Annotated in this window: 22 protein-coding genes and 1 riboswitch; of the genes, 15 read left to right on the forward strand and 7 right to left on the reverse strand. The window is 45.0% G+C overall.

The genetic code is table 11. The annotated features are described in order from the left end of the window. Positions 1–52: 52 nt before the first annotated feature. Both KFT32_RS10680 and KFT32_RS10685 read right to left on the reverse strand, forming a co-directional pair. Complete coding sequence (locus tag KFT32_RS10680; protein ID WP_211747177.1) at positions 53–802, reverse strand: hypothetical protein; 750 nt, start codon at positions 800–802, stop codon at positions 53–55. Between the two features lie 56 nt (positions 803–858). Next, positions 859–1,761 (reverse strand): LysR family transcriptional regulator, encoded by a 903-nt coding sequence (locus KFT32_RS10685; RefSeq protein WP_211747178.1) that lies wholly within the window; start codon positions 1,759–1,761, stop codon positions 859–861. A gap of 285 nt (positions 1,762–2,046) precedes the next feature. Here KFT32_RS10685 and KFT32_RS10690 point away from each other — a divergent pair, with 285 nt between their 5' ends. The 7 genes from KFT32_RS10690 (at position 2,047) to sdaAA (ending at position 9,387) form a co-directional block, all read left to right on the forward strand. Next, positions 2,047–2,982, forward strand: coding sequence for a phosphate ABC transporter substrate-binding protein PstS family protein (locus tag KFT32_RS10690; RefSeq protein WP_211747179.1), 936 nt, complete (start codon positions 2,047–2,049; stop codon positions 2,980–2,982). A 136-nt stretch (positions 2,983–3,118) separates the two neighbouring features. Beyond that, positions 3,119–4,039 carry a phosphate ABC transporter permease subunit PstC gene (gene pstC / locus KFT32_RS10695; RefSeq protein WP_211747180.1) on the forward strand — a complete coding sequence of 307 codons (921 nt, stop codon included), beginning with the start codon at positions 3,119–3,121 and terminating at the stop codon, positions 4,037–4,039. Then, positions 4,039–4,935: a phosphate ABC transporter permease PstA gene (gene pstA / locus KFT32_RS10700; RefSeq protein WP_211747283.1), complete on the forward strand. Its 897-nt coding sequence runs from the start codon at positions 4,039–4,041 to the stop codon at positions 4,933–4,935. Before pstC ends, pstA begins: the two co-directional genes overlap by 1 nt. A 35-nt stretch (positions 4,936–4,970) precedes the next feature. After that, complete coding sequence (gene pstB, locus KFT32_RS10705; protein WP_211747181.1) at positions 4,971–5,729, forward strand: phosphate ABC transporter ATP-binding protein PstB; 759 nt, start codon at positions 4,971–4,973, stop codon at positions 5,727–5,729. Between the two features lie 168 nt (positions 5,730–5,897). Continuing rightward, positions 5,898–7,148, forward strand: a complete 1,251-nt coding sequence (locus KFT32_RS10710; RefSeq protein ID WP_211747182.1) for an MFS transporter — start codon at positions 5,898–5,900, stop codon at positions 7,146–7,148. Between the two features lie 322 nt (positions 7,149–7,470). Next, positions 7,471–7,583: riboswitch (glycine riboswitch) on the forward strand. A gap of 210 nt (positions 7,584–7,793) precedes the next feature. After that, positions 7,794–8,471: an L-serine ammonia-lyase, iron-sulfur-dependent subunit beta gene (gene sdaAB, locus KFT32_RS10715; RefSeq protein ID WP_211747183.1), complete on the forward strand. Its 678-nt coding sequence runs from the start codon at positions 7,794–7,796 to the stop codon at positions 8,469–8,471. A gap of 1 nt (position 8,472) precedes the next feature. Beyond that, positions 8,473–9,387: an L-serine ammonia-lyase, iron-sulfur-dependent, subunit alpha gene (gene sdaAA, locus KFT32_RS10720; protein WP_211747184.1), complete on the forward strand. Its 915-nt coding sequence runs from the start codon at positions 8,473–8,475 to the stop codon at positions 9,385–9,387. Positions 9,388–9,468: 81 nt separating this feature from the next. Here sdaAA and KFT32_RS10725 read toward each other — a convergent pair whose 3' ends face one another. Together KFT32_RS10725 and KFT32_RS10730 are read right to left on the reverse strand one after the other, a co-directional pair. Beyond that, positions 9,469–10,491: an LLM class flavin-dependent oxidoreductase gene (locus KFT32_RS10725; protein WP_211747185.1), complete on the reverse strand. Its 1,023-nt coding sequence runs from the start codon at positions 10,489–10,491 to the stop codon at positions 9,469–9,471. A gap of 219 nt (positions 10,492–10,710) precedes the next feature. Beyond that, a complete protein-coding gene (locus KFT32_RS10730; RefSeq protein WP_211747186.1) occupies positions 10,711–11,760 on the reverse strand; it encodes a 2,3-butanediol dehydrogenase in 1,050 nt (349 codons plus the stop codon). A gap of 349 nt (positions 11,761–12,109) precedes the next feature. Here KFT32_RS10730 and KFT32_RS10735 point away from each other — a divergent pair, with 349 nt between their 5' ends. The 6 genes from KFT32_RS10735 (at position 12,110) to KFT32_RS10760 (ending at position 19,191) form a co-directional block, all read left to right on the forward strand. Further along, positions 12,110–13,141 (forward strand): LacI family DNA-binding transcriptional regulator, encoded by a 1,032-nt coding sequence (locus KFT32_RS10735; RefSeq protein ID WP_211747187.1) that lies wholly within the window; start codon positions 12,110–12,112, stop codon positions 13,139–13,141. 226 nt (positions 13,142–13,367) lie between these two features. Beyond that, positions 13,368–15,509 (forward strand): ArnT family glycosyltransferase, encoded by a 2,142-nt coding sequence (locus tag KFT32_RS10740; RefSeq protein WP_211747188.1) that lies wholly within the window; start codon positions 13,368–13,370, stop codon positions 15,507–15,509. Then, positions 15,506–15,934: a GtrA family protein gene (locus KFT32_RS10745; protein ID WP_211747189.1), complete on the forward strand. Its 429-nt coding sequence runs from the start codon at positions 15,506–15,508 to the stop codon at positions 15,932–15,934. The genes KFT32_RS10740 and KFT32_RS10745 overlap by 4 nt, the downstream gene beginning before the upstream one ends. Positions 15,935–16,030: 96 nt before the next feature. Beyond that, positions 16,031–16,705, forward strand: coding sequence for a response regulator transcription factor (locus KFT32_RS10750; protein ID WP_211747190.1), 675 nt, complete (start codon positions 16,031–16,033; stop codon positions 16,703–16,705). Further along, the gene (locus tag KFT32_RS10755) at positions 16,702–18,075 is read left to right on the forward strand and encodes a sensor histidine kinase (protein ID WP_211747191.1); all 1,374 of its coding nucleotides are present in this window, start codon (positions 16,702–16,704) and stop codon (positions 18,073–18,075) included. Before KFT32_RS10750 ends, KFT32_RS10755 begins: the two co-directional genes overlap by 4 nt. Before the next feature lie 111 nt (positions 18,076–18,186). Next, the gene (locus KFT32_RS10760) at positions 18,187–19,191 is read left to right on the forward strand and encodes a glycosyltransferase family 2 protein (protein WP_211747192.1); all 1,005 of its coding nucleotides are present in this window, start codon (positions 18,187–18,189) and stop codon (positions 19,189–19,191) included. Positions 19,192–19,290: 99 nt separating this feature from the next. Here the strand turns inward: KFT32_RS10760 and KFT32_RS10765 are convergent, their stop codons facing one another. The 3 genes from KFT32_RS10765 to KFT32_RS10775 form a co-directional block, all read right to left on the reverse strand. After that, on the reverse strand, positions 19,291–21,801 hold the full coding sequence (locus KFT32_RS10765) for a CoA-disulfide reductase (RefSeq protein WP_211747193.1): 2,511 nt from the start codon (positions 21,799–21,801) through the stop codon (positions 19,291–19,293). After that, positions 21,802–22,089, reverse strand: a complete 288-nt coding sequence (locus KFT32_RS10770; protein WP_211747194.1) for an ArsR/SmtB family transcription factor — start codon at positions 22,087–22,089, stop codon at positions 21,802–21,804. A gap of 149 nt (positions 22,090–22,238) precedes the next feature. Continuing rightward, positions 22,239–23,987: an alpha-glycosidase gene (locus KFT32_RS10775; RefSeq protein ID WP_211747195.1), complete on the reverse strand. Its 1,749-nt coding sequence runs from the start codon at positions 23,985–23,987 to the stop codon at positions 22,239–22,241. A gap of 313 nt (positions 23,988–24,300) precedes the next feature. On the opposite strand from KFT32_RS10775, the gene KFT32_RS10780 reads away from it, so the two are divergent. Beyond that, positions 24,301–24,978: a response regulator transcription factor gene (locus KFT32_RS10780; RefSeq protein WP_211747196.1), complete on the forward strand. Its 678-nt coding sequence runs from the start codon at positions 24,301–24,303 to the stop codon at positions 24,976–24,978. A gap of 2 nt (positions 24,979–24,980) precedes the next feature. Further along, positions 24,981–26,396 (forward strand): sensor histidine kinase, encoded by a 1,416-nt coding sequence (locus tag KFT32_RS10785; RefSeq protein WP_211747197.1) that lies wholly within the window; start codon positions 24,981–24,983, stop codon positions 26,394–26,396. Positions 26,397–26,446: the final 50 nt, after the last annotated feature.

Genomic DNA, 26,446 nt, shown 5'->3' on the forward strand with positions numbered 1-26,446 from the left:
CTTGTTTCCTGCTGGTCCTTTATTAGGCGCAGGAGACAAGGTTATTTTTGAGTTAATAACATTGGATATATAGAATTTGCCAAGTTGGAAAGGCTTGAATGATAGGGTATGGCTGCGTCTGAAGAAAGACAGTTACTCCTGGATTCGTAAAGAGCACAATTCCCAAACGAACTGTGAGATTAAATGGATTGGGACCAGTAATGATAACAGCCCAACGATTTGTACAAAAAGGGAGTGTCCATGGAAAACGTGCGCTTCGGTATTCCGAGACTGGAATTTCCGAAACTTGAACTTCCGAAGTGGAACTCTCGGCAGCATCTAGTTCCTTGTCTTCTTCTCTTGGACTGCCAAGGCCGGGTAGGATATTCCCAAGAATATTCCCAGGATTTCCAAGACCGCCTGGACCTATTACTGTTCCGGGTGAACCGCCTGGGCCTAATGGAATAATAGATCCGCCGCCTGGAAAACCTGGATAAATGGGTCCTCCGCCGGATCCCCCAGAACTGCCTGGACCTCCGGAAGGAATCTGCCAAGGAGATCCACCAGGTCCAGTTTGCTGACTGGCCTGTGCAACGAGAGTCTGCGCCTGCGTCGGATTGGAAGTTAACAATTGATATTGCTGAAGTGCCTGGTACGGTGGTGATGGCAGTGAACCGAGCAGATTAGCGGGAACTGCCTGCGTTGCATTAGGTGTAGATGCGAGACTCCCGATATTTAATGAACCTAATAAAGACTGGAGCGGAGTACCCTCTCCTTGACCGGGTGTATATGGAGAAGGCGAAGGAAACGTGGAAAAAGTCAAAACAATCAACTCCCATTCCGAATGTTGGCTTCATAGCCCATGGTCATATATATGAGCTACGAATGGGATGGGTGCATGATGGATTTTATATAGTTCCAGAACGCAGAAGCTGCCGGCGAAAGATTTTTTCTTCTATATAAGTAAGTACACACTCGGGTGTCATTTGCTTCTAGACCCGGGATGGGGACGGCAATTACATTCGACTGCGGAGAAGTGAGCATACTTGAAGGCAAAAAGGTAATCGCATTCCCCGCATGCACTGCCCTCAGCGCTGCTTGTGGTGTAGCCGCCGTCACTCGTTTCCACAAATGGACATTCGTTCGTTCTGTAAATAGTTCCGTATACTTCCCAAGAAGGCCTTGGCTTTCATAATCCACGAATAAGTTTCCGGAGAGATCACCCGGCTTTATAGAAGGGTTCATCATGAGAGGATGGTTCTCCGCGTAAACAAGCATCAACTGATCCTGCTGCAATAAGATATAATCATCTGAATTCGAATCATCGACATTCGAGGTTTGTTTTTCACTACGTGCAAGTAGCAGCGAACCTTCTATATTTCCTTCTCCAGAACAATCCTCCACCAAGCTACTTTTCATTTCGATGCCTGGGTATTCCGATGCAAAACGATTCATTAACAAAGGTAAGACATTTTCCGCTGCAAGGATATCTGCTTTGATATGCACATTTCCTTGTTCAAGGGAGCTGTACTGCTGTACCGTTCGCCTTACTACATCCGTAAGAGCAAGCATCTGTTTGGCATGAGGCAAGATCGCTCGTCCCGCATCCGTTAGCACGATTCTCCCTTGTTGCGAAGTATATAAAGAGGTGTTCATGTCCTTCTCTAAACTTTTCATATGAAAAGTTACGGTAGGTTGCTTCATATCGAGCTCTTTGGCAACATCCGTCACTTTATTATATTTATCGATGAGGACGAGAATTTGAAATTTTAATACGTTCAATTGAGGGCACCTCATTCATCTATTCTAGTTATTTTACAAACTCTACATTTAGGGATAAGAAGGCAATAAAGAGGGAAACCTCTGGTTTAGAGTACTCTATCACGCATTTTTTGAATCTACTATATAGAAAAATTATATCATTTAATAGATAAAATATATACATATTTAATCTCTAATTTACAAAACATAAATTTAATGATGATGCACCCGCTTTACAATAAGAACATAGTCAAACGTGGTAAACAAATAAAACACCACACACAATTTGGGGGAGGACAACCTAACATGTTCAAGAAAGCAAAGAAATTTCCTTTAATGATGACAACACTCGCAATGACCGTCGTATTGGCAGCTTGTGGATCAGGCTCAGACACGGGTACGGCTGGTTCTGGAAATACAGATAATGCAGAAACACCAAAACAATTAAGCGGTTCAATTCTCGCGGTTGGATCTACAGCACTTCAACCTTTGGTTGACCAAGCTGGACAAGACTTTATGGCTGTTAAAGGTAACGAGGAAATTACCGTTCAAGTTCAAGGTGGCGGTAGTGGAACAGGGCTGACTCAAGTTTCTGACAAACAAGCAGATATCGGTAACTCCGACGTATTTGCAGAAGAAAAGCTAGATGCTGATAAAGCAGCGGCTTTGGTTGACCATCAAGTAGCTGTTGTAGGTATGTCTGCTGTAGCTAACAAAGATGTAGGTGTTACTGACCTTACGAAACAACAACTGGTTGATATCTTCACTGGTAAAGTAACGAACTGGAAAGAAGTAGGCGGAGCGGATCAAGCGATCGTTATCGTTAACCGTCCTGCAAGCTCAGGTACTCGTGCTACTTTCGAAAAATATGCACTTGGCGAGAGCGCACCAGACCTACAAGGATCTATTCAAGAAGATTCTTCCGGTACAGTTAAGAAAATCGTTACAGAAACACCAGGAGCTATTGGTTACCTCGCTCTTTCTTATCTCGACGACAGCATTACTGCAATTAAGTATGAAGGTGTAGAAGCGACTGTTGAGAACATCGAAACTGGTAAATATCCGGTATGGGCTTACGAGCACATGTATACAAACGGAGAACCTAATGAAGTTGTTAAAGCATTCCTAGACTACATGTTGTCTGATGACATTCAAAACGGTTATGTTGTAGACCTTGGATACATTCCAGTAAACGGTATGGAAGTAGTGCGTGATGTGGAAGGTAACGTTACTAACAAATAATAAAAGTAACCATATCAAAGAAAATGACGCGATATAGATCGATAAGAGGCGGGCAGATTTTAAGCTCGACCTCTTTCGTTCGGTTCTCGAGATGATATACAAATTCTACTAAACTGGTTTAAAAGGATGGTTCTTGATGAGTCTAACGAACGCGGAACATGCGGAACAGCCTCGTCCCAAACGGGAAAAGCATTTTTACGAAGATTGGATCGGTAAAATATATACTTCCATTTGTGTCGTATTTTTAATTGTCGTTATTGTATCTATTGTCTTTTTTGTAGCTTCAAAAGGATTAACAACTTTTGTGAAAGATGGTGTAAGCCTCTTTCAGTTCTTTACATCAGGCAACTGGAGTCCAACGGCTCCGGAACCTTCCTTCGGTGCTTTGCCGTTTATTGTGGGTTCCTTTACGGTTACCATTCTCGCTGCTCTCATTGCAAGCCCACTCGCACTCTGTGCTGCATTATTTATGACAGAGATAGTACCGGGAAAAGGAAAACGAATTCTGCAACCAGCAATTGAACTCTTATCCGGTATTCCTTCCGTTGTATACGGATTTGTAGGTCTTACGGTGATTGTTCCGCTCATTCGTTCCATTTTTGGCGGTACAGGTGTTGGGATTTTGGCTGGATGTTTAGTGCTATCCGTCATGATTTTACCAACAATTACAAGTATTATGGCTGATGCGATATCCTCCTTGCCTGGCGGGCTGAGAGAATCGTCTTATGCACTTGGTGCAACTCGCTGGCAAACAATTATCGGAGTCGTCATTCCAACGATGCTTCCCGCGCTACTGACAGGTGTTGTTCTCGGTATGGCACGCGCCTTCGGTGAAGCACTCGCTGTACAGATGGTTATTGGTAACGCGCCACATATTCCAGGTTCTCTTCTGGAATCTGCTTCAACACTGACCAGTGTAATTACGCTGAGTATGGGGAATACAGCGACAGGTTCGGTTCACAACAATGCGCTGTGGAGTATGGCACTAGTACTGCTTCTTATGACCTTTGTCTTTGTATTACTTGTTCGCTTGCTTGAAAGGAGAAATCGGGTATGATGAAGCCAAAAACAGTGGATAAAATTGCAACTGCAGTCATCGTTACTTTTGCACTTGCGATTGTTGCTATCCTTGCCGGACTTCTCGGATTTATTATTTTTCGTGGGATTGGACAGATCAGCTGGGAGTTCCTAACCAGCAAACCGCAAAATCTACGTGCCGGCGGCGGAATTGGACCCCAACTCTTTAACTCCATCTTCCTGCTCGTCCTTACCTTAATTATTACGATTCCCCTCGGATGGGGAGCCGGTATTTATATGGCTGAGTACGCGAAACCAGGTAAAATTACAAACTTTATTCGTTTGGTTGTTGAAGTATTGTCTTCCTTCCCATCCATCGTTATCGGTTTGTTCGGTTTGCTCGTACTTGTTAACACATTTGGTTTTGGATTCTCGCTTTTATCGGGTGCACTTGCACTCGCAGTATTTAACTTACCGCTGATGGTACGTACAACCGAACAAGCTTTCCGGTCTGTGCCTACCGCACAGAAAGAGGCTGGTCTTGCACTAGGATTGTCCAAATGGAAGATTATTACCTCCATTCTTCTTCCTGTAGCTCTACCGACAATGATTACAGGAACAATTCTTGCTGCTGGCCGGATCTTCGGTGAAGCGGCTGCCCTGATGTTTACTGCGGGAATGAGTAGTCCGCCGCTTGATTTTACAGACTGGAATCCGTTTAGTGAGAGATCTCCGCTGAATCCGATGCGCCCGGCAGAGACGCTAGCTGTGCATATCTGGAAAGTAAATAGTGAGCAGCTTAAACCGGATGCTGCTGAGATCGCAGCGGGTGCTTCCGCAGTTCTAGTAATTATGGTTCTTCTGTTCAACCTGTTTGCTCGCTGGCTCGGACGTTTTGTATACCGCCGTATGACAGCTGCTAAACGCATGAACTAATCGTTTTTTTTCGTATATAGGGAGGTACAGCTGTAATGTCACAACAACCATTTAGTACACAAGATTTAAGCGTTTTTTACGGGGAAAAAGAAGCGGTAAAGCAAATCAGCATGGAATTTCCCGAGAATACTGTAACGGCACTTATTGGTCCATCGGGCTGTGGGAAATCTACATTTCTGCGTTCCTTGAATCGGATGAATGATGAGATTCCAGGTGCAAGAGTTACCGGCCACATTTGGATGGATGGCAAGGACCTCAATGCACCGGGTACTGATGTTATCAAGCTTCGCCAGCAAATCGGAATGGTGTGGCAGAAGCCGAATCCTTTTCATAAATCAATTTACAATAACATTGCGTTCGGACCGAAATACCGCGGAGTGAAAAATAAGAAAAAGCTAGATGAGCTGGTTGAAAAAAGCCTGCGCCGTGCAGCGCTTTGGGATGAAGTAAAGGATCGTCTGAACGATTCTGCTCTTGCTTTGTCCGGTGGTCAGCAACAGCGTCTGTGTATCGCTCGTGCACTATCCGTTGAACCGCAGATTCTATTGCTGGATGAACCAGCCTCGGCACTAGACCCGGTATCCACAGGGAAGATTGAGGAGCTAATTACGGAGCTCAAAAAAGATTTGCGTATCGTTATCGTAACTCATAACATGCAGCAAGCAGCGCGGATTTCTGATTTTACATCCTACTTTTACATGGGTAATCTTATTGAACGGGATGTTACGGAAAAGATTTTCTCCAATCCAGAGAATCAGTCGACACAGGAATACATTATGGGTCGATTCGGTTAAAACTTATACAATGTACATGAAAAACACAGCCTGTGTCTCACGGCTGTGTTTTTATTTTTCACAAGAATCAGATTTTACCATATATACATAGTTTCTCCGATATAATGGAACGTAGCGTGTAGTTATGTAGGTATCTACTATTAGATGAGCGAAGGGAAGAGGATTCGGATGGCTGTGAGTAACCACTACAACCATTGGTGGGGAAAAGGGATACTACTTGGCAGTATCGGTATCTCCAGGATCGGAGACTTTATCTATCTTATTGCAATCAATATTCTGATTCTAAATATGACCGGATCGCCTGCGGCGGTTGCGGGACTCTGGATCATTGCTCCGCTCGCTTCTGTACTTACGAAGTTTTGGTCTGGAAGTATTGTCGATCGGTATAACCAAAGGCAACTTATGATTCTGACTGATATCATTCGGGCTATCCTTGTGGCTATACTGCCCATATTACCGGAGCTGTGGATGATGTACGTCTGTTTGATGTTTGTCAGCATGGCATCTTCTATTTTTCAGCCTGCTTCGCAGGTGTATATCGTTAGACTTGTACCGGAAGAAGACCGGAAACAGTTTAATGCTTTTCAGGGACTGACCACTTCAGGTGCTTTCTTAATCGGACCTGCGATAACGGGAATCATGCTTATGTATACCACACCCGATATTGCCATTTATATAAATGCGGCTTCCTTTCTGTTCTCTGCACTGCTCTTGTTCTTCCTTCCAAGACTTGATGTAGTAGAGGTAGATCCAGGCGTAAGTAAAAGATTGACCGTACATATGATTAAAAATGACTGGATAGAGGTGCTGAGGTTTAGCCGAATGTCCTTTTATGTGATGTTTGTATATTGCTTGTATCATCTGATCTTGCTGCTAGGGATGGCGCTTGATTCACAGGAAGTCGTGTTTATCCGGCAGACTTTGGATTTATCGGAACTCGAATATGGTGTCATTGTTAGTTTGACGGGGGCAGGCAGCGTTGCAGGTGCCTTTGTTAATTCCCTGCTTGCGAAATGGATGCCGCTGAAGCATATGCTCGGTGGAGGAATGCTACTAGTATCTGTGGGGTATTTGATCTTCTCTGTGTCTGGCTCTTTTACAGTCGCAACGGCGGGATTTATGATACTTGGGTTCTTTTCTTCCTTTTCAAATACAGGGATGGCAACCTTTTATCAGAATAATGTGCCTGCTGAGCTGATGGGAAGAATCACGAGTGCGTTCGGGCTTCTGATTAGCTTACTACAGATTGTTGCCATTGTTACGTTTGGCGTTATTGCTGAATTGTTCTCGTTAAGACTTGTATATCTATCGGTGTCGGTTGTTCTAATCTTACTTTCATTTCTGTTGTGGGGAGCGGGATTGAAGAAGTCTACCCTTTCTTATTATGAAGAAAAGAGAACGATGAACCATCATCTGTAGAGAACAGTTCATGTGCGATAAAGAGATCATAGATGTATAAAAGACGTCTGATGAGGGGGAAAGTAAAGAGACAAGAAATCTTCTCAACGGATAAAAGTAAAAACCAAAGCTGTACATACAGGCGCTTGGAAGGACCGTTTATCCAGTGTTGCATACAATAAAATAAGCAGAAGATACAAAATGTCGCAATCATTTCGGTGTTATGTTAGATTATATAACACAATCAAAACTCTTTCGCTTTTTCATTCGTTACTTTTATTGACACTTCTGCCTTGAATCGATTAATCTGAACATATGAGATAAAATGAATATGTAATGCGGATGACGATCAATGGGAGAGATTATGCATAAATATGCATGACACCGAAGGAGCAAGCGGTTAAGCACCCAGCTTAACTAGTGGAATCTCTCAGGTAGAATGAACCTTGATCCGACGTAACTCTGGAGAGAGCCTATGAGCCGCCAAAGGGGTAAGTAACAGCAGATATGATAAGAAGGCATCTGTTGTTTACGAAACTTTCAGGTACCAAGGACAGAGAAAGGGGATGACACCCTTTTTCTGTCCTTTTTTGCGAGAAAATGTAGGCTTATGATCCTGCAGTGTTCACGTGCAATGTATATATGCTAACCATGGGGGGAGTCAACATGAGGTTTAAGGATGTTTTTTCAATAATAGGGCCAGCAATGACGGGACCTTCCAGCTCCCATACGGCAGGAGCCGTCAAGCTTGGCCGAATCGCTCGTCAGTGGCTTGGTGAACTGCCTACTGAAGCGAAAATGATTTTATACGGTTCTTTTGCTGAGACTTATCAAGGCCATGGTACGGATCTAGCTCTGCTTAGCGGGCTGATGAATATGGCAACCGATGATCCCCGTATTCCTGATGCAGAGGAATGGGCGGAGAAGCTTGGCATGGATTATGAGATTGTGACGAGCGGTCTTCCTGCAACGCATCCGAATACAGTGAAATTTGAACTGAAGGCGGGCGAAAATACGTGTACGCTGATGGGAGCTTCTATTGGAGGCGGTAGTGTCGTCGTATCCCATTTGAATGATTTCAGGGTACAGCTTACCGGAGATTTCCCGGCACTTGTGCTTCGGCACACCGATAAATCGGGGGTCATTGCTTCGGTTACGTCTATTATCAGTGAATCCGGAGTCAATATTGGGTTTATGCAAGTCGATCGGAAGGCAAGAGAAGGCGAAGCACTGACCGCGATGGAGATGGATACAATTCCTTGTACCGATGTGCTTACGAGACTGATTCAGCTGCCTCACATTTTGGATATCAAAGTAATTGATTTGAAAAAAGGAGCTGACTAGGATGCGTTTTAAACATCTGAGTGAACTGAATACAATTTGTACGGATGAGAACAAGACCCTCGGTGCCTTGATGATCGAAGAGCAAGTGAAGGAAACGGGCACACCGGAGGCAGAGGTTGTACAGCAAATGGCTGATTATTATGAGGTTATGAAGCAAGCGGTTCATAAAGGAATGACCGAGGATACAACTTCGCGTAGCGGGCTTACAGGCGGGGATGGTCAGCGGGTCCGCGATTATTTGCAAAATAACGAAAGTTGCTCCGGCGATGCTTCTACACTTGCGATGGCATATGCGCTCGGTGTGTCCGAAGTTAATGCTTCAATGGGACGGATTGTCGCTACTCCTACAGCCGGTTCAGCAGGCATCATACCGGGAGTATTTCTTAGTGCGCAAGAGCGATTTGGCTGGAGCGACGAACATATGGTGAATGGATTGTTTTGTGCCGGAGCGATCGGTTATGTAATTGCGAATAATTCTTTTATTTCCGGAGCAGAAGGTGGATGTCAGGCTGAAGTAGGTTCTGCAATTGGGATGGCAGCCGGAGCCATGGTTGAACTGCGCGGGGGAAAACCTGAACAAGTGGTTCATGCGGTAGGAATCGCACTTAAAAATACACTAGGTCTCATCTGTGATCCGGTAGCCGGACTTGTTGAGATTCCATGTATCGTCCGGAATGGCCTAGGTGCGGTAACGGCCTTAGCGGCCGCGGATATGGCGCTGGCAGGAGTAAGAAGTGCCATTCCTTCGGATGAAGTCATTGGTGTCATGCTGGAAGTAGGAAGTGCGATGCCAAGCCGCCATCGGGAAACTGCACAAGGTGGTCTTGCACAGACCCCGACGGGAAGGAAGATTACAGAAAATTTGGCGAAGCCAAAAAAAGCGAAGCGTGAGACGAAGGAAGAGCCGAAGGAATAAAAGATTCGAAAAAAACGCCAAGAGACAGTGATATCAGATATCTGTCTTCTTGGCGTTTTTTATATGTTGCTTCATATTTTGTTACTTGTTCATCAGTTCTCCAAGCAGTTTGATGGAATGAAGTCTTGCCTGATGATCATAGATCGGCGTCGTCATGATGAATTCATCCGCATCCGTTTGGGCGAGGAATCGTTCCAGTTGTTCACGCACGCTGTCCGGACTGCCGATGACGGAGTAGCTAAGCTGATTCTGCACAATCGCCTTCTCTTGCATGTTCCAGTCCAGTTCATCTACCGGAGGTTGCATCAGCCCGAAGCGACCGCGGATCATATTCAGGAATTGTCTCTTATGTGAAGTGGACAGGTAATGAGCTTGTTCATCTGTATCTGCTACAAAAGCATTTAAAGCCACCATGGCATAAGGTTTGTCTAGTACTTCAGAAGGTTCAAAACTTGTCCGGTAGAGATCCAGCGCAGGAAGTAAGTAGTCTGGTGCAAAGTGACTTGCAAATGAGAACGGAAGTCCTTTACGTCCAGCGAGTTCTGCGCTGAAGCCGCTCGAACCGAGCAGCCAGATCGGAAGGTCTAGATCACGTCCAGGGTAGGCGTGAACCTGCATGGACGATGTTGATGTAGGATGAAAATAATTTTGCAGCTCTTCCAGACGCTGCGGGAAATCCTGTCCGTCACTGCCGGGTCCACGGCGAAGGGCACGGGAAGTGAGCTGGTCAGAACCGGGAGCGCGTCCAAGTCCAAGGTCAATCCGTCCCGGGAATAGAGATTCCAGTGTACCGAACTGCTCTGCTATGACGAGGGGGGCATGGTTAGGCAGCATAATTCCACCGGAACCAACACGAATTCGCTTCGTTCCGCCAGCGATATGACCAATTACTACAGAAGTAGCTGAGCTTGCAATACCGGGCATGTTATGATGTTCAGCCAACCAGAAACGGTTATATCCAAGTTCATCGGCTAGCTTAGCAATATCCAGTGAATTTTTTAGCGCAGTCGAGATATTGGAACCTTCTGTAACTGTGGCTAAATCAAGAATGGAGAAAGGGATATCTTTCAATTGTTTGGCTTGCGCCGTTGATTTAGTGTTCATTAGTAGTTGTACCTCCTGTACGCTATTATTGTTTCTTTTCCTATATATAAGTCACTTCTGGATATGCAAATCGTAATTCGATTATTATAACATAAAATATAGATATATGTATATGTATAAGGAAGTGATCAGGATATTACTTTGCCATATATTCTTGGAAAATAAGAGAGAAAACACAAAGAAGGCTACTGTAAATACAGTAGCCTTCTGCTGAAACATTTATTCTGCTTTAACAAGGATCTTCACTTGATTCTTTTCTTTCAGCAAACCTTCAAATCCATGCTCAATGACGTCATCGAGCTTAATTCGTTTGGTCACCAGTTGATCAGCAGGGAAGAAGCCTTTTTCCATGAGACTGATAACTGCTGGGAATACATCGCGGTATCCGATAATACCGGAGATGCTCCGTTCCTGGATAACAATTTTATTCGGCATAATTGGGGCTTCTTTTTCGAAAATGCTGACGATCATAAGCTCCCCGCCAATTTTAACGGACTCGAGTGCTTGTTCCAGCACTGGAGGCACACCGGTTACTTCGTATACGACATCAGCGCCTCCGCTTGTTAAGCGGTGAATTTCCTGCACTGCATCGACTTCTTTCGGATCAATCACGAGTGCACCAAGTTCTGCTGCTTTTTCTTTACGCTCTGGTGAGAGCTCAACTGCATAAATTTCGGAGGCACCGGAAGCTTTCAGTGCTTCGATAACGAGCAATCCAATCGGTCCTGCACCAAAAACGACAGCCTTGTCGCCTACTTTTAATTTACTTTGGCGTACAGCATAAAGAGCAACAGCAGAAGGTTCCACCAAAGCACCTTGTTCATAGGAGACGCCTTGAGGGATTTTGTGTACTCTATGCTCGTCAGCAGCAACGTATTCGGAGAAACCGCCTCCGCCACCTGCAAGACCGAGGAACCCCATTTTCTCACAAAGATTGTATTTCCCTTGTCGACACGCTGTGCATTTACCACAGTTAAAGATCGGTTCTACAACAACACGGTCACCTTTTTGGATGTTCGTTACTCCTTCTCCGATCTCAACCACTTGCCCGGAAAATTCATGTCCCATGACAACAGGTGCTTGTTCTCCTGTAAGGGGATGTGGCTCGCTACCCGGAATGAAGATGGGCCCAGCCGTATATTCATGCAAGTCGCTTCCGCAAATACCGCACCACTCGACTTTGATTTTCACTTTACCAGGAAGAGCCTTAGGCTCCTCGATTTGTTCAATACGAAGATCTTTTACACCATGCCATCTAAGCGCTTTCATATTCATTCATCTCCTTGAAATAGTTAGCTCACTAGCAAATCTGACAAGCAGTTTGCTTCGTCTCTTGAATGTCTTGGTTCTATAAAAATGGAATTCGTAATCGGTTCATAAACCGAAAAAATAAAAAGTTTTAGGAAACGTTTCCGACTCAAATATGTCACATTTTTTATATGTTGTCAATCAATCATCGATATTTTAAGTCAATTTTGTGAATGGAATTAAGGAAGAAGGCGGTATGCCTATGGGACAAGCTCATCGTAAGAAATCAGCTATGTTATAATAAAAATAGAATTCTATTTAACCTATAAAACAGGAAACGATTCCAGTTTAAAGTGAGGCTGCTAAGCGCGTGAAAAATAACAGTAATCAGAAAGTTACAATTGAAGACGTGGCTCAAAAGGCGGGGGTTGGGATTGCGACCGTTTCCAGAGCTATTAATAATGCCAGCGGAATCAGTGCCAAGACGAAGGCGAAAGTCCTGGAAGCTATAGAAGAGCTGGGATTTACTCCAAATACTTCGGCGCAAAGTTTAAAAGTACGCCAGACGAATCAGATTGCACTTGTTGTCTCTGATATTCGGAACGCGATTATGCCTGAAATTGCTTGGTCTGTAGAGCAGTCAGCCAAACAATACGGATATCGTGTGGTACAAATCAACACTTCGGGGAATGCCAGAGCAGAGCTAGAAACCATTCGAGAAGTGAAGAAACTTCACGTAGATGGACTGATTATGTTGCCACTAGCTTATCCGAAAACACTGGCTGATGTGATTAATAAATCACCCGTGCCGATCTCCATTATTAATTATGGTAAGAAGCTGGGTCCTGAATATAAAGCGGATATTGTCTGTATGGCTAAGCAGGAAGGGATCCTCGTTATGGAGCATCTGCATAAGATTGGCCGTACACGGATTGCTTATGCCGGAGCGGCCAAGGATATGATAGAAGAGAGGTATCTCGCCTATGAGCGTGCGCTGCCACAGGTCGATATTTCATTAACTTTTTTCGGGGATGACTTTTCACTCCAGACTGGATTTGAAGCGGCAAATTACTTCTATAGTCTGAAAGATATGCCAGATGCGATATATGCTTGTAATGATATGATTGCGATCGGAATTGCAAATCGGTTCAAGGAACTGGGCGTACGAGTGCCAGAAGATGTGGCCATTGTAGGGATTGATAACAACCTTTGGACGACGCTCACTTCTCCGCAGATCAGCTCGGTTACCATTTTGGGTGATGAGGTTGCTCGTCTAGCGACGGAACTGCTTATTAAGCGAATCCGAGAAAATAATCAAGGTCCGTACGAGAAAGTACAGTTCGAACCAAGGCTTATCGTCAGAGACTCAAGTGTATCCGTCAAACGTTCTCCTCTGCTATAGCTAGTTTGAGTGCAAGTATGGACCTAGTTTCCGGCCTAGGCGATATATAGAATGCGAATGAAACCACGCAGAGAGCGTGGTTTTTTCTATGTTTTTTGAAGCTTTAGGTGTTCATATTCAGTTCATTATTTTCCGCTATATTGTCTGTACTTACAATCAGAAGAAATCTCTTAAGACCAGAAAGTTTGGGTGACTATAACACGGTGGAGAGCGGAGTGAACGGATTATGAAAAAAAGAATGGATCCCTGGCTAATCGGCATTGTCATCCTTTCTTTCTTCCTTCAATTTTTTCGGGTATGGGAAGAAGGATATGGAAATACCTATTATGCGGTCGCGGTCAAAAGCATGCTTCAGAATTTCCATGCTTTTTTCTATGCCTCATATGATCCAGCCGGGTTTGTTACAGTGGATAAACCTCCGGTCTCTTTATGGGTTCAGACGGCTTTTGCTTATGTATTTGGCTTCAAAGGGTGGGCTATTATTCTGCCGAGTATACTCGCGGGCGTTGCTTCAGTAAGCTTAATGTATTTCATAATGAAACCACGTTTCGGTGCTAGAACAGCACGACTAGCAAGTCTTATTCTTGCGGTAACCCCTGTATTTGTCGCTGTGAATCGGACGAATAATATGGACCCTATCCTCCTGCTTCTGCTCATGACCGGGACATGGGCTTTGTTCAAGTCGGTTCGGGAGAAGAAATGGAAGTACTTGCTTCTTGCTTCTGCTATGGTGGGAATCGGTTTTAACGCTAAAATGCTGCAAGCCTTTATGGTATTACCTGCGTTTTATTTGTTTTATCTAATTGCAGCTAAATATTCACTGAAAATGAAGCTGATGCAGCTGGTACCGGCAGTCTGCATTTTACTCGTGGTATCTCTTTCGTGGGGGCTCTATGTAGATTCTGTTCCTGCGGATCAGCGTCCTTATATTGGGAGCAGCGAGACGAATTCGGTAATGGATCTTGCATTTGGATATAACGGTGCGATGAGGTTACTTGGAAGAGATAGTGGAGGGAGTGGGGGGACACCGCCAAGTCAAAGCAGAGAAGGTAGCTCGGCAGACACGGCACCGCCTAATGCTAGAGAGACGGATGACTCCGATTCTGCGGCGAGCGCTTCGAATGTGACGACGGAATATCAACATAGCAGCTCCGTGCCTTCAAAAAGCACCCTTTCTACCGATCAAGGAGAACGGCAGTCTCCCCAGAATGGACAACCTATGAACCGCCCAACATTTACGGGTGGCCGGGGAGCAGGAGGAGGCGGATTTAATCTTGGTGAAGCGGGTGTGTTCAGACTCTTTAATGCTTCTCTTGGGGGCCAAGCTAGTTGGTTTTTACCCTTTGTACTGCTTGCAAGTATCGGCATATTCCAAGGGGTATGGAGAAGAAGGCTCTTGAACAATGAGCAAAAGGAAGCGATGTTCTGGTACGCTTGGCTGCTTCCGGTCGCGGCGTTTTTCAGCATTGCAGGCTTTTTTCATGAATATTATCTTACGATGCTTGCCCCTGCTATTGCGGCACTTACCGCCATAGGCTGGATGAAATTATACGGTGACTTTAAGGATGCTAAAAGGGGATTGAAATGGCTTCTTCCTTGCAGTGTCGTCGTGACAGGACTCACGCAAGCGTATTTGATTGAGAACACCGGTGGAAATGGCATTTTTGCTTATGTTATCGGAGGAGTTTCAGTTGCAGTCGGTCTGATCCTAATAGGGATACAGTTAAAACGATTGTTGTCTCCGAGGAATCTACGGCTTGCTTCTTCTATCGCTATGTTTCTTCTGCTCATTGCACCGTTCTACTGGTCCATGACTCCAATACTATACGGAGATAACAGTAAGCTTCCAGTTGCCGGTCCCACGCTTAACAGTCCAGGTGGATTTAGCGGCTCCAGAGGTCAGCAGACAATGACGGAAGATATCGGTCTGATGAAATATTTAGAAGAGCATTATGATGGGGAAACTTATATTGTGGCCGCACAAAGCCATGAAGAGGCAGCTCCTATTCAGCTGGCAACCGATCATGCAGTGATGACGATGGGAGGATATTCGGGCAGTGATTCTATTCTGACGGTTGATGAGTTAGCTAGTCTAGCTGAGTCAGGAGAAATCACGTATTTCTATATTTCGTCTGGAGGTTCGGGTGGTAGGGGCCGAGGAGGTCAATCCTCGGAGCTTACGAACTGGATTATGGAACATACGGAAGAAGTGCCGCAATCAGAGTGGAAAGATGAGACCGAATCTACCAGTAATGATTCTGCCTCCGGCAGTATGTCTGAACAAGGAAATTCAGCTAGCGTAGGAAGATCGCCAGCCGGTTTCAATAATAGTAATAAACTTTATGTTTACACGGGTGAGAGAAAATGAAGCGGGCTGTAAATAAGGGTTCCTTTTTTCGATTCTCATTAGTAGGTATGTTGAATACAGCAGTTGATCTTGGGGTGTTTTTCTTGCTCAGCCTCAGCTCACTGTCTGTTGTGCCTGCTCAGGTAGTGAGCTACGTCGTTGGTATGCTGAACAGCTACTTATGGAATCGGAGATGGACTTTTGCATCCACGCAGCATCGGAGTTTTGGTGAACTCATCCGCTTTATTTCACTTAGTATCATTACCCTTATGATATCTGTAGGTACGCTGCATGTTGCCTATTATTATTTTGGTATTCCCCTCTTTACCAGCAAGCTGCTGGCGACCCTTTGCAGTGTGCTGGTAAACTATGTAGGAAGTGCGCTTTGGGTGTTCGAACAATTACATGAGCAGGCGCCTCCACTCGGAAAAAGCAAGACCCCTTGAGCTTCGTGCCAGGGGATTTCTTTTTTTACAGAAGAGAAACAGTATAATAGGGAATAAAAATGGATCTATTTTGAATAACAGGAAGGGGATGAAATCGTGGCGAAAATTCTGGTGGTAGATGATGATTCTCATATCCGGGAATTAATTGAATTGTTTCTGAAACGAGAAGGACTAGATATTTATCAGGCTAAGGACGGAGAAGATGCGCTGACTGTACTGGATACGATAAAGCCTGATCTTGCAATCGTGGATATTATGATGCCGGCTATGGACGGTTGGGAACTGTGCAGTCATCTGCGAGCTTGGAGTGATATTCCGATTCTCATGCTTACTGCCAAAGGGGAGACCGAAGACAAGGTGAAAGGTTTTGAACTTGGTACGGATGACTACATGGTCAAGCCTTTTGCTCCTCAAGAACTGGTCGTCAGGGTAAAGGCCCTTCTCAAAAGGTATCGTGTCTCCATGGATCAAACCGTGAGAGTAGGGCGCATTACACTCGATCGTCCTTCCTTTCAAGTGATATCGGAACGGGCTTCCCATACACTTCCGCTTAAGGAGTTCGAGTTGCTCTATAAGCTGGCCAGTTATTCAGGAATTACGTTTACGAGAGAGCAGCTCATTGAAGACATCTGGGGACTTGATTATGAAGGGGACGAGCGAACCGTAGACGTACATATCAAACGGCTGCGCGAGCGGTTCCCGGAAATGGAGACTGGTTTTCGAATTGTCACGATACGAGGGCTTGGATATCGTCTGGAGGAATTGGCATGATCCGCAGTCTGTACGTCCGGGTTGTTATTATTTTTATTGCAGTAACGATCATAAGTCTAATGATCTCCTCTTTATTTGCTTTTCGCTGGTTTGAGAAGGATGTAAACCGCGGGATGTCAAGCGACTTGATGGTAGACGGGAAGAAGATCCAGCAATTATATGAGTCATGGCAGCCGGAAGATTTGAGCGAGTTCCTTGCTCAGTCCTCCAGTATGATGCGCTCGCTTCATATTACGCTGATGGATGCAGATGGTCATTCGATGGACAGCGGAAATAATGAGAGAACACCACCGGTTAAGAAAGAGAGCTACGCGGAGCAAGTGGACACCATCTTGAGCGGGTCAGATGTTGTTATTGAAGAGTCCGGTCCTAATGGTTCTCCTGCACGTCCCATAGCTATCGGCATGCCTTTACGTACAGCAGATGGAGTGTATGCAATGTTCCTGCAGCCTAATCTGAAACCACAGCGGGAAGATTTTAGGCGGAATAATGGCATTTTCAATATGACGTCCTTGTTAGTAGGCAGTTTTCTTATTCTTATGGCTTCGCGCTTTGTGGTAAGTCCGCTTAAGAAAATGACCAGTGCAACTAGACAGATCGCCCGAGGGGATTTTAAGGTTAATCTTCATACAAAACGCAGGGACGAAATTGGTGAACTAGCTGAAAGCATTCAGCATATGGCAGGAGAACTTGGACAGCTTGAACAGATGCGTAAAGACTTTGTATCGAATGTGTCGCATGAGATGCAAACACCGCTTACTTCCATTCATGGCTTTTCGCAGGCGCTCACCATCAGTGAGCTTAGTGATGAGGAGCGTATCCGATATGCCAGCATCATTGAAACGGAAAGTGAACGCTTGTCGCGCCTCATTCGTAATTTGCTCAAACTCTCATCTCTGGATTCGGATAAACATCCTTTTCAGCCAGAGACATACCGGCTAGATCGTCAATTGAAAGATGTGATCTTGTCACTGGAACCTATATGGACAGGGAAATCGATTACGTTTCATCTTCATTTGCAGGAACAGGTCATTTATGCCGACCGGGATCAGCTGAGTCAAGTGTGGACGAATCTGATTCATAATGCACTGAAGTTTTCTCCTGACGGGGGCAGTATAGAAATTACGATGAACCGGGAACGGGGCTATACAGTTGTTGCCATCCAGGATCAAGGTGAAGGGATGGCAAAAGAAGATTTACAGCGGATTTTCGAACGTTTCTACAAGGCGGACGCTTCTCGTAATCGTTATGAAGGTAGCGGCCTTGGTTTGTCTATAGCCAAGAAAATTATGGACATTCATGAAGGGCGAATTCAGGTGGAATCAGAGCTTGGAGAAGGAACGATTTTTAGAGTATATCTCAAACTGTAATGCGGCAATTTCTTGAAGAATCCCTACGTTTATTAGCCTTTAGCATTCATACTCAGTTCATAATGATTCGGTATAGTGACACTATAGAGAATCGTAAGGGAGTGAGCGGAAATGAAAGGGCAGATTATGTATTCTATCGTGGTCCCGGTGTATAACGAAGAAGAGGTTATTCAGGTTACGTACAGGCGGCTGACTGAGGTCATGGAACGAACGGAGCAGTCGTATGAACTGATTTTTGTGAATGATGGCAGCCAAGATCGCACGATGGATATTTTAACACAGGCTGCCCTCATCGACGCCTCTGTTCGGGTGATTGATTTTTCACGTAATTTCGGGCATCAGATCGCGATAACGGCGGGAATGGATGCGGCAAGGGGACAAGCTATTATTGTCATTGATGCGGATCTGCAGGACCCTCCTGAACTCATCCTCGAAATGATTGAGCTATGGAATCAGGGTTATGATGTCGTGTATGCCAAACGTAGAGCGCGAGCAGGAGAAACTTTATTCAAGAGAATGACCGCTTCTTGCTACTATCGTGTTTTGAAAGGCCTGACTAAGATTGATATTCCGGAGGATACAGGTGATTTTCGGTTAATTGACCATAAGGTGAATGATGCCATGAAGACGTTGCAGGAGAAAAACCGCTTTGTCCGGGGGCTCGTTAGCTGGGTTGGATTCCGGCAAATCCAGCTGGAGTACGATCGTAAGGAACGTTTGGCAGGGCAGACCAAGTATCCTCTGCGCAAGATGATAAGACTGTCGGTAGATGGTGTCACTTCCTTCTCTGATAAGCCGCTCAAAATGGCATCTTACGCGGGCATTGTGATCTCTGGAATTAGCTTTGTGAGCTTAGTCGTTACCATTTGCCTAAAGCTGTTCACCGATAACACGGTTGCAGGATGGGCTTCCATCGTGTCGATCATCCTCCTGATGAACGGAATTATTTTGTTATTGCTCGGAGTGATGGGGGAGTATATTGGCAGGATCTATGATGAGTCTAGGGGCAGACCTCTGTATATCGTAAGGGAGAGGGTTGGGTTTAACTCACAGCCACTTAGTAAGGAAGAGAAGCTCCTTGATGATTCTCCGCAACAAAAAACAAACTTTGCCTGATGAAGACAAAGATGAATGGAGCGTAGGAGAAGAAAAACAAATAAAAAACCCACTTGAGGTCATCTGCTAAGCAGAACGCTCAAATGGGTTTTTATTATTTTAGATAAATAGATTAATTCCGGATTGATCTGCTTGACCAAGGTAATAACCAACCCCGCCAATTTTGACACCATCAATGAGTTCTTCCCTTTGAATACCCATCACATCCATAGACATCTGGCAGGCTACGAGCTCGATCCCTTGCTCTTTCGCTGTCTCCATCAGATCTTCCACTGAAGAGATATTGTTCTTCTTCATCACGCCGCGGATCATTTTAGAACCAGCACCCATCATATTCATACGGGAGAGAGGAAGTTTACGGCTGCCTCGTGGCATCATAAGTCCAAACATTTTGCCCATAAAATCTTTCCTTACACTTACTGGTTCAGACTTACGAAGCACATTCAGTCCCCAGAAGGTAAAGAACATGGTGACTTTCTTCCCGCTGGCAGCCGCTCCGTTAGCAATGATGAACGAAGCGATTGCCTTATCGAGGTCACCGCTGAATACGACCATGGTTGTTCCTTCTGGCGATGGAGCAGAAATTACGGAATTTTGGGATGCAGATCCGGCAGTAGTGGAAGCATCTACGTTGCTCAGTTCAGATCCCTTTTTCTTGAGTAATGCCTTGATCTGTCCATCCGGCAGACGCTCAACATTAAGAGTGTCGTGGTTGGACATGCGTGCAAATGATTTCACATCTTCATAAAAGCCAGGGTCAGTTGCCGTAATTTGCAGTACTTGGCCTGCTTCGAGGCCATCCATAGCTCGTTTCGCTTCAATGAGAGGACCGGGGCAAGATAGACCACAAGCGTCAAGTTTTACATCTGCAGTAATGACCAATTTCTCATCTGAAGCAGGGACACTTTGGGTAACTGTCGCGTTCATGGGGTTTATAGCACTAAGTTCGTTCCCGTCTGCCTTTTTGTTCGGTTCAAATTTGCTCATCTTGTATGTCTTATACCCTCCTGTCAAATTGCGAACGTGATAACCATGCTGCTGTAAGATACGGGCAGAGGTGTAGCCGCGCAGTCCTACCTGACAGTACACCCAAATTTCTTTCTTCGGATCAAGCTCGGATAAACGTTCTCTTAATTCATCCACCGGGATATGCAAAGAACCAGGGATGTGGCCATTCTGATGCTCAATAGCTGATCTTACATCAACAAGCAGCGTTGTATTTGGATCCCGATGCTGGAGTTCTTCAGGTGTAAATACGTCCATTTGGCCTGTCACTACATTCTCAGCTACGTAACCAAGCATATTCACCGGGTCTTTGGCAGAGGAGAAGGGTGGTGCATAAGCCAGATCAAGCTCAGTCAGGTCCGTAACGGTTCCGCCAAAATGGAGTACGGTCGCGATATCATCAATGCGCTTGTCTACCCCAATTCTGCCAACGGCTTGCGCCCCTAGAATCACTCCGTTTGGATCAAATAGTAATTTGATCGTTAGCGGAGTAGCCCCAGGATAGTATGCGGCATGCGCATTCGGGTGCACATACACAGTATGATAATCTCTGCCGAGCTCTTTCAGTTTTTTCTCGGTAAGACCGGTTTGCGCGCCAGTCAGATGGAACACTTTAATAATGGACGTTCCATGTCCGCCCTTATACTTTGTCTTAAGCCCAGCAATCCGATCTGCTGCAATTCGGCCTTGTTTGTTGGCTGGTCCAGCAAGAGGGATAGCAGTCACGGCTTCGCCTGCGTGAATCTCCACCGCATCACCGACAGCATAAATATGGGGAATGTTCGTCTCTAAAGCTTGATTTACCTGAATATGGCCACGTGGTCCGAGGGCAATGCCGCTGTCTGTAAGGAAACCTGTATCCGGCTTTACGCCGACGGCGAGGATGACGAGATCGCTGGTCAGCACTCTGCCGCTACGAAGCGTAAGGCTCACTTTACCATCTGCATCCTGAAAGGACTGGGCTGTATCCTGAAATACAAGCTCAACACCTTGCTCTTCCATCTCCTGAGCGAGGATGTTCGACATCTCGCGGTCGAATGTACCGAGGAGTTGATCCGCTGCTTGTACGACAGTGACCTCGAGTCCGGCTTCCCTTAAGTTTTCGGCCATTTCTACACCGATATATCCACCGCCAATGACGACAGCTGTTTTCGTCTCGGGAGAGATAACCTGCTTCTTAATACGGTCTGTGTCTGGAATATTCCGTACCGTATAAATTTGTGGGTGGTCGATACCAGGAAGAGCAGGGCGAATTGGTGCAGCTCCAGGGGATAAAATAAGGGCATCATAACTCTCTTCATAGGTGCCTTGTTCGGCACTGCGTACCGTAACGGTTTTTGTCTCAGGATTGACCGAAATAACCTCACTCTTGGTGCGAATATCAAGGTTGAATCGCTGTTTCATCGCTTCTGGTGTTTGTACAATCAGCTTGGAACGATCGGTAATCGTATCCCCGATATAGTAGGGGAGGCCGCAATTGGCGAATGAAATATATTCATCCCGTTCAAACATCATGATATGTGCTTCTTCATCGAGTCTCCGAAGACGTGCAGCTGCGGATGCACCGCCGGCCACGCCTCCCACAATGATGACTTTTTTACTCATTTATAATTCCTCCTGAAAAAATATTTCGATAATCCCTTTTACTCTGGGGTCTTTAACGGTATAACGAACCTCAAGTCCATGTCGCTCGGTTTCGACGATGCCCATGCTACGCAGCTTCTGCAGATGCTGAGAGATAGTGGATTGTGGCAAACCTAGGCATTCCTGCATGTAGGATACATTACAGTTGCCTTTTGCAAGTAAACCTCTCACAATGCAGAGTCTCACTGGATGCGCCAACGCTTTCAGGCATTCTGACATTTCCGTATATTGTTTAATATCGTTATCCATAACTTTCACCTCTATATGCATCATATCACTATATCGTAATATTACGTTATAGTGATATATAAGTCAAACAGCAGAAATAAAAAAGAACCCAGGCGATCGCTATTAAGCGAAGGTCTGGGTTCATTTATCTACTTATTCAGGATGATGTATTACGCTGTTACCGCTTGAAGGACTGCATATCCGTAGGCAGGAACGTCAATGCACAGCTTGCCGTCTTTGACCGGCCATTCCATACCGGAGAGAAGGTCCACGTAGGTATCTGCTTTAACAGGTACAGCGAAATGAGCCTGTTTCTCAGACTTACTCATCAGCACGATAATGCTTTCATTGTCATTCTTCCGTTCAAAAGCAAGTTGGGTGCCTTCCATATCTGCTTCTAGGAATTGAATATCACCCGTTCGGAGGGAAGGATGGGAGAGACGAAGACGAATCAGGTTCTGATAAAAGGCGAATAATTCCCGGTCTTGTTTCTCTACATCCCATTCCATACATTTACGGCAGTCTGGATCACCGTCTCCGTCCATTCCAATCTCATCTCCATAATAAATGCACGGAGCACCGATATACGTAAACTGGAAGAGTGCGGCAAGCTTCATTTTACGTTTGTCGCCTTTACAAAGGGTGAGTAGACGCGGTGTATCATGACTATCCAGCAGGTTGAAGGCCACTTCAGTCGCCTGAAGCGGGTATCTTGATAACTGTCGACCAATCGAGTTAGCAAATTGGTAAGCATCCATTTTATCTTTTACAAAGAAGTCATTGACGGCATTAGTAAAAGGATAGTTCATAGAAGCATCAAACTGGTCACCTTGAAGCCAAGGAGAGGATTCGTTCCACACTTCCCCGAGAATATAAGCTTCGGGGTTCGCTTTTTTGACCGTACGTCGGAACTCGCGCCAGAATTCATGGTCGACTTCATTGGCTACATCAAGACGCCAGCCGTCTGTACCTACTTCTTTGATCCAATACTCGGCTACTTTCAGAAGATATTCTTTTACTTCCGGGTTTTCGGTATTCAGTTTTGGCATCAGCGGTTCAAAGGAAAAAGTCTCGTACGTCGGAATGCCGTCTTCTACTTCAATCGGGAATTTCCGAATATGGAACCAGTCTTTATATTTGGAGTTTTCACCATTCTCCTGTAAATCGATAAAAGGCTTGAATGTACGCCCAGAGTGGTTGAATACAGCATCTAGAAGGACTTTGATCCCGCGATCATGGCAAAGGTCCACTAGCTTCTTGAGGGTGTCTGCATCGCCAAAATGACGGTCGATCTGCAAATAATCCTCTGTGTCATATTTATGATTGGTTGTAGCTTCAAAAACCGGTGTGAAATAGACGGCCGTGACACCAAGTTCAGTCAAATAATCGAGATGATCAATGACACCTTGAAGATCACCGCCAAAAAAATTATCTCGTTCCGGCTTACCACCCCATGGAAGTACATCTTCTGGATCATTGCTTGGATCTCCATTTGCAAAGCGCTCGGGGAAGATCTGGTAGAATACCGCATCTTTTACCCAGTCCGGGGGTGTGAAGACGTCAACCGCATTAATGTAGGGGAATTCGAACATCCGATCTGGATTTTCCGGTTCTTCTTCTAGAAAATCGTTTTCCTCCATCCACACGGATTCATCCCCGCTTTCAAGCAGGAAGGCATAACGTAATCTGTGATACGGCGGCTTTACTTCTCCGGTAAAATAATCGAACATAGAGTCAGAAGTCCATTTTTTGAGCGGGAGATAGGTTTTTGTTCTATCCCAGTCATATTTATCACCGGCAACGATCGATATCTTCTGGACATCGTCTCGTTTGGTGCGAATTCGAATATGTACCGTGTCCTTGTCATATGCGTAGGACCAGTTCTGCTTAGGATGATGATATATTGCTTCTAATAACATAAGAATACCTCCTTATAATATCGGGCATGCAGAATAAGTAAATCGTTTGCATAGAGAGCGTTATCCTATTTCGTCATACAAAAAAAGGTACAACCAAGAAGAGAGCGTATTCTCCCGAGGTTGTACCTGAAATGACCAGATATCATTGCCTTTAAATTGTGCATTGCTTGCTATTATGTATTTCCTAATTCTGCTTTCCCAATATACCACGTCTTGATTAAGATCTGCAATCATGAGACAAAGGAAGAAGTAGAAAAAATATTTGTTAATTGGTGTAGTTCCACCCTATAGATGAAAGGATGGCAATGTTCATATGACAATGCTTTTATATATTGAGGATGATCTGGAAATTGGAGAGATGGTCAGGTCAGATCTTGAAGGCCGCGGTTACGATGTATTATGGCTTAAAAGCGGGGAGCAGGCTTCCGTTATGGCAAAAGAAACTCAGCTCGCTATTTTGGATGTGATGCTGCCCGGTCTGGATGGATTTACGATCGGTCAACGTTTGAAGAAGGACCATCCTGGTCTGCCTATCCTCATGTTATCTGCGCGTACTTCTATTGATGACAAGCTGCAAGGATTGGATTTTGCAGATGATTACGTAACTAAGCCTTTTCATCCAGACGAGCTTGCTGCCCGTATTGAAGTTCTGCTTCGAAGACATGGACAAGCACCAGCAGGCTCAGCTGAAATTAGAATTGGCCATCTGCTTGTTAAGGATAAAGAGGGACTTGTGCAGGACACAAGGAATCAACAAGAAATTTTGCTCTCGGGTAAGCAGTTTCATATCTTTTCTTATTTTATAAGACACCTTGGGCAAATTCGAACGAAGGAACAAATCTATGAATCGGTATGGGGCGAACCTTATATGGAAGGGGATAAGACACTAATGGTTCATATTCGTCATTTAAGGGAGAAGCTGGAGATAGATCCGAGTACGCCTCGTATTATTGAAACGGTTCGGGGTGTAGGATACCGGGTGAAGGAATGAGCATGAATAAGTACAGATTATTTCGAAAAAAAAAGAGCGACCCGTTTAGAAATTCACTGATGTCCCGTTATTTGCTCATTGTGATCCTGGCGATGTTGTTTCTTCCCATTGTGTTTCCTTCGGCATCTCTTTTATTTGTGATGTCTTCCTCATGGATTAACGGGAAGGAGGAGGCTCCTTTACCTTACGGAAACTCTCATGATATCGAATTAAGGTGGCATGAAGAAGCGAAGCTTATGAATGATCTGCCAGAGGAACAGATAGAGTCGCTGCTTACTAAGCTTGCAGAGGAATACAAAGAAGCACATCTATTTTGGGTGAATGATCATGGGTTTATACAATTCGATACAAAGCAAGAGAATGTGGGTCAAAACTGGAGCTCTTCGTATGCCGTTGAATATATGAAAGAAGCGAATGGTAACGGTGAAAATTTTATTGTTGTTGCTTTTATAGGAGGAGGTCAGATCGACCGGGGACAAGGTTTCATTTCGATTGAGATGCCTCGCACATTGGTTACTGCTCCACCATCGGCTTACTTTGGTCCTTTGTATTATGGATTATTTATGACAGTGGTTCCGATTATTTTTATACTCGTCTCCTGGTCCTTTTTTCGGCGTATCATTAAACGTCTTATCCGGCTTAAAGGAGCTATCTCCACTCCGGGTGCAGATGGAATCCCACTGCCGGTGCACGTGAAGAAGAAGGATGAGATTGGGCGGCTCGAAGAATCTTTTAACGGCATGGTTTCACAGCTAAGGGAGAGTCAGGAGCAGCAGAAGAAAGAAGAGCAACTGCGCAAAAATCTGATCGCTGATTTATCCCATGATTTGAGAACTCCGCTAACCGTAGTTCGGGGACATGTGCATGCACTAGATAAAGAGCCACTAACGGAAAATGGAAAAGAATCACTAAGTCTGATTGAAGGGAAGATGAATGATCTCGGCGGATTGATCGATAATCTTTTATCTTATAATTTGCTTGCCAGTGGAAAGTACACAATGAAGCTTGAACCTTGTGATGTTCTCCGTATGGTGAGGGAGAGTGTTGCGGCTTGGTACCCTGTATGGGAAAAAGAAAATTTTGAAATCGATATGGATATAGATGAGGAAGGCGAGGCGGTCATTTGGAATGTGGACAAACAAGGTTTCCGCCGGGTATTAGATAACTTATTTCAGAATATTGTAAGGCATGCGAAGGCTGGAAAATATGTGCGAGTGACAGCTGAATCCCGAAATCAGCAAATCTATATAATCATTGAAGATCATGGCCCGGGCATGGACACGAACTCGGATTTCGCTGGAGCAGGACTTGGTCTTTCTATTGTTGATCTGTTGCTGGAAGGAATGGGGCTTATTCGGTTAGTGGAGAATACAGGGCGAGGGACAAGAGTGATACTGACTGTTAAAGGGACTGCCTGATTTTTAAACTAATCTTAAACTTCCTCCACACCTCGCTTTAACCTTGGCAC

Origin of the sequence: Paenibacillus sp. Marseille-Q4541 (assembly GCF_018310695.1) — a bacterium.
Lineage (GTDB): Bacteria > Bacillota > Bacilli > Paenibacillales > Paenibacillaceae > Paenibacillus.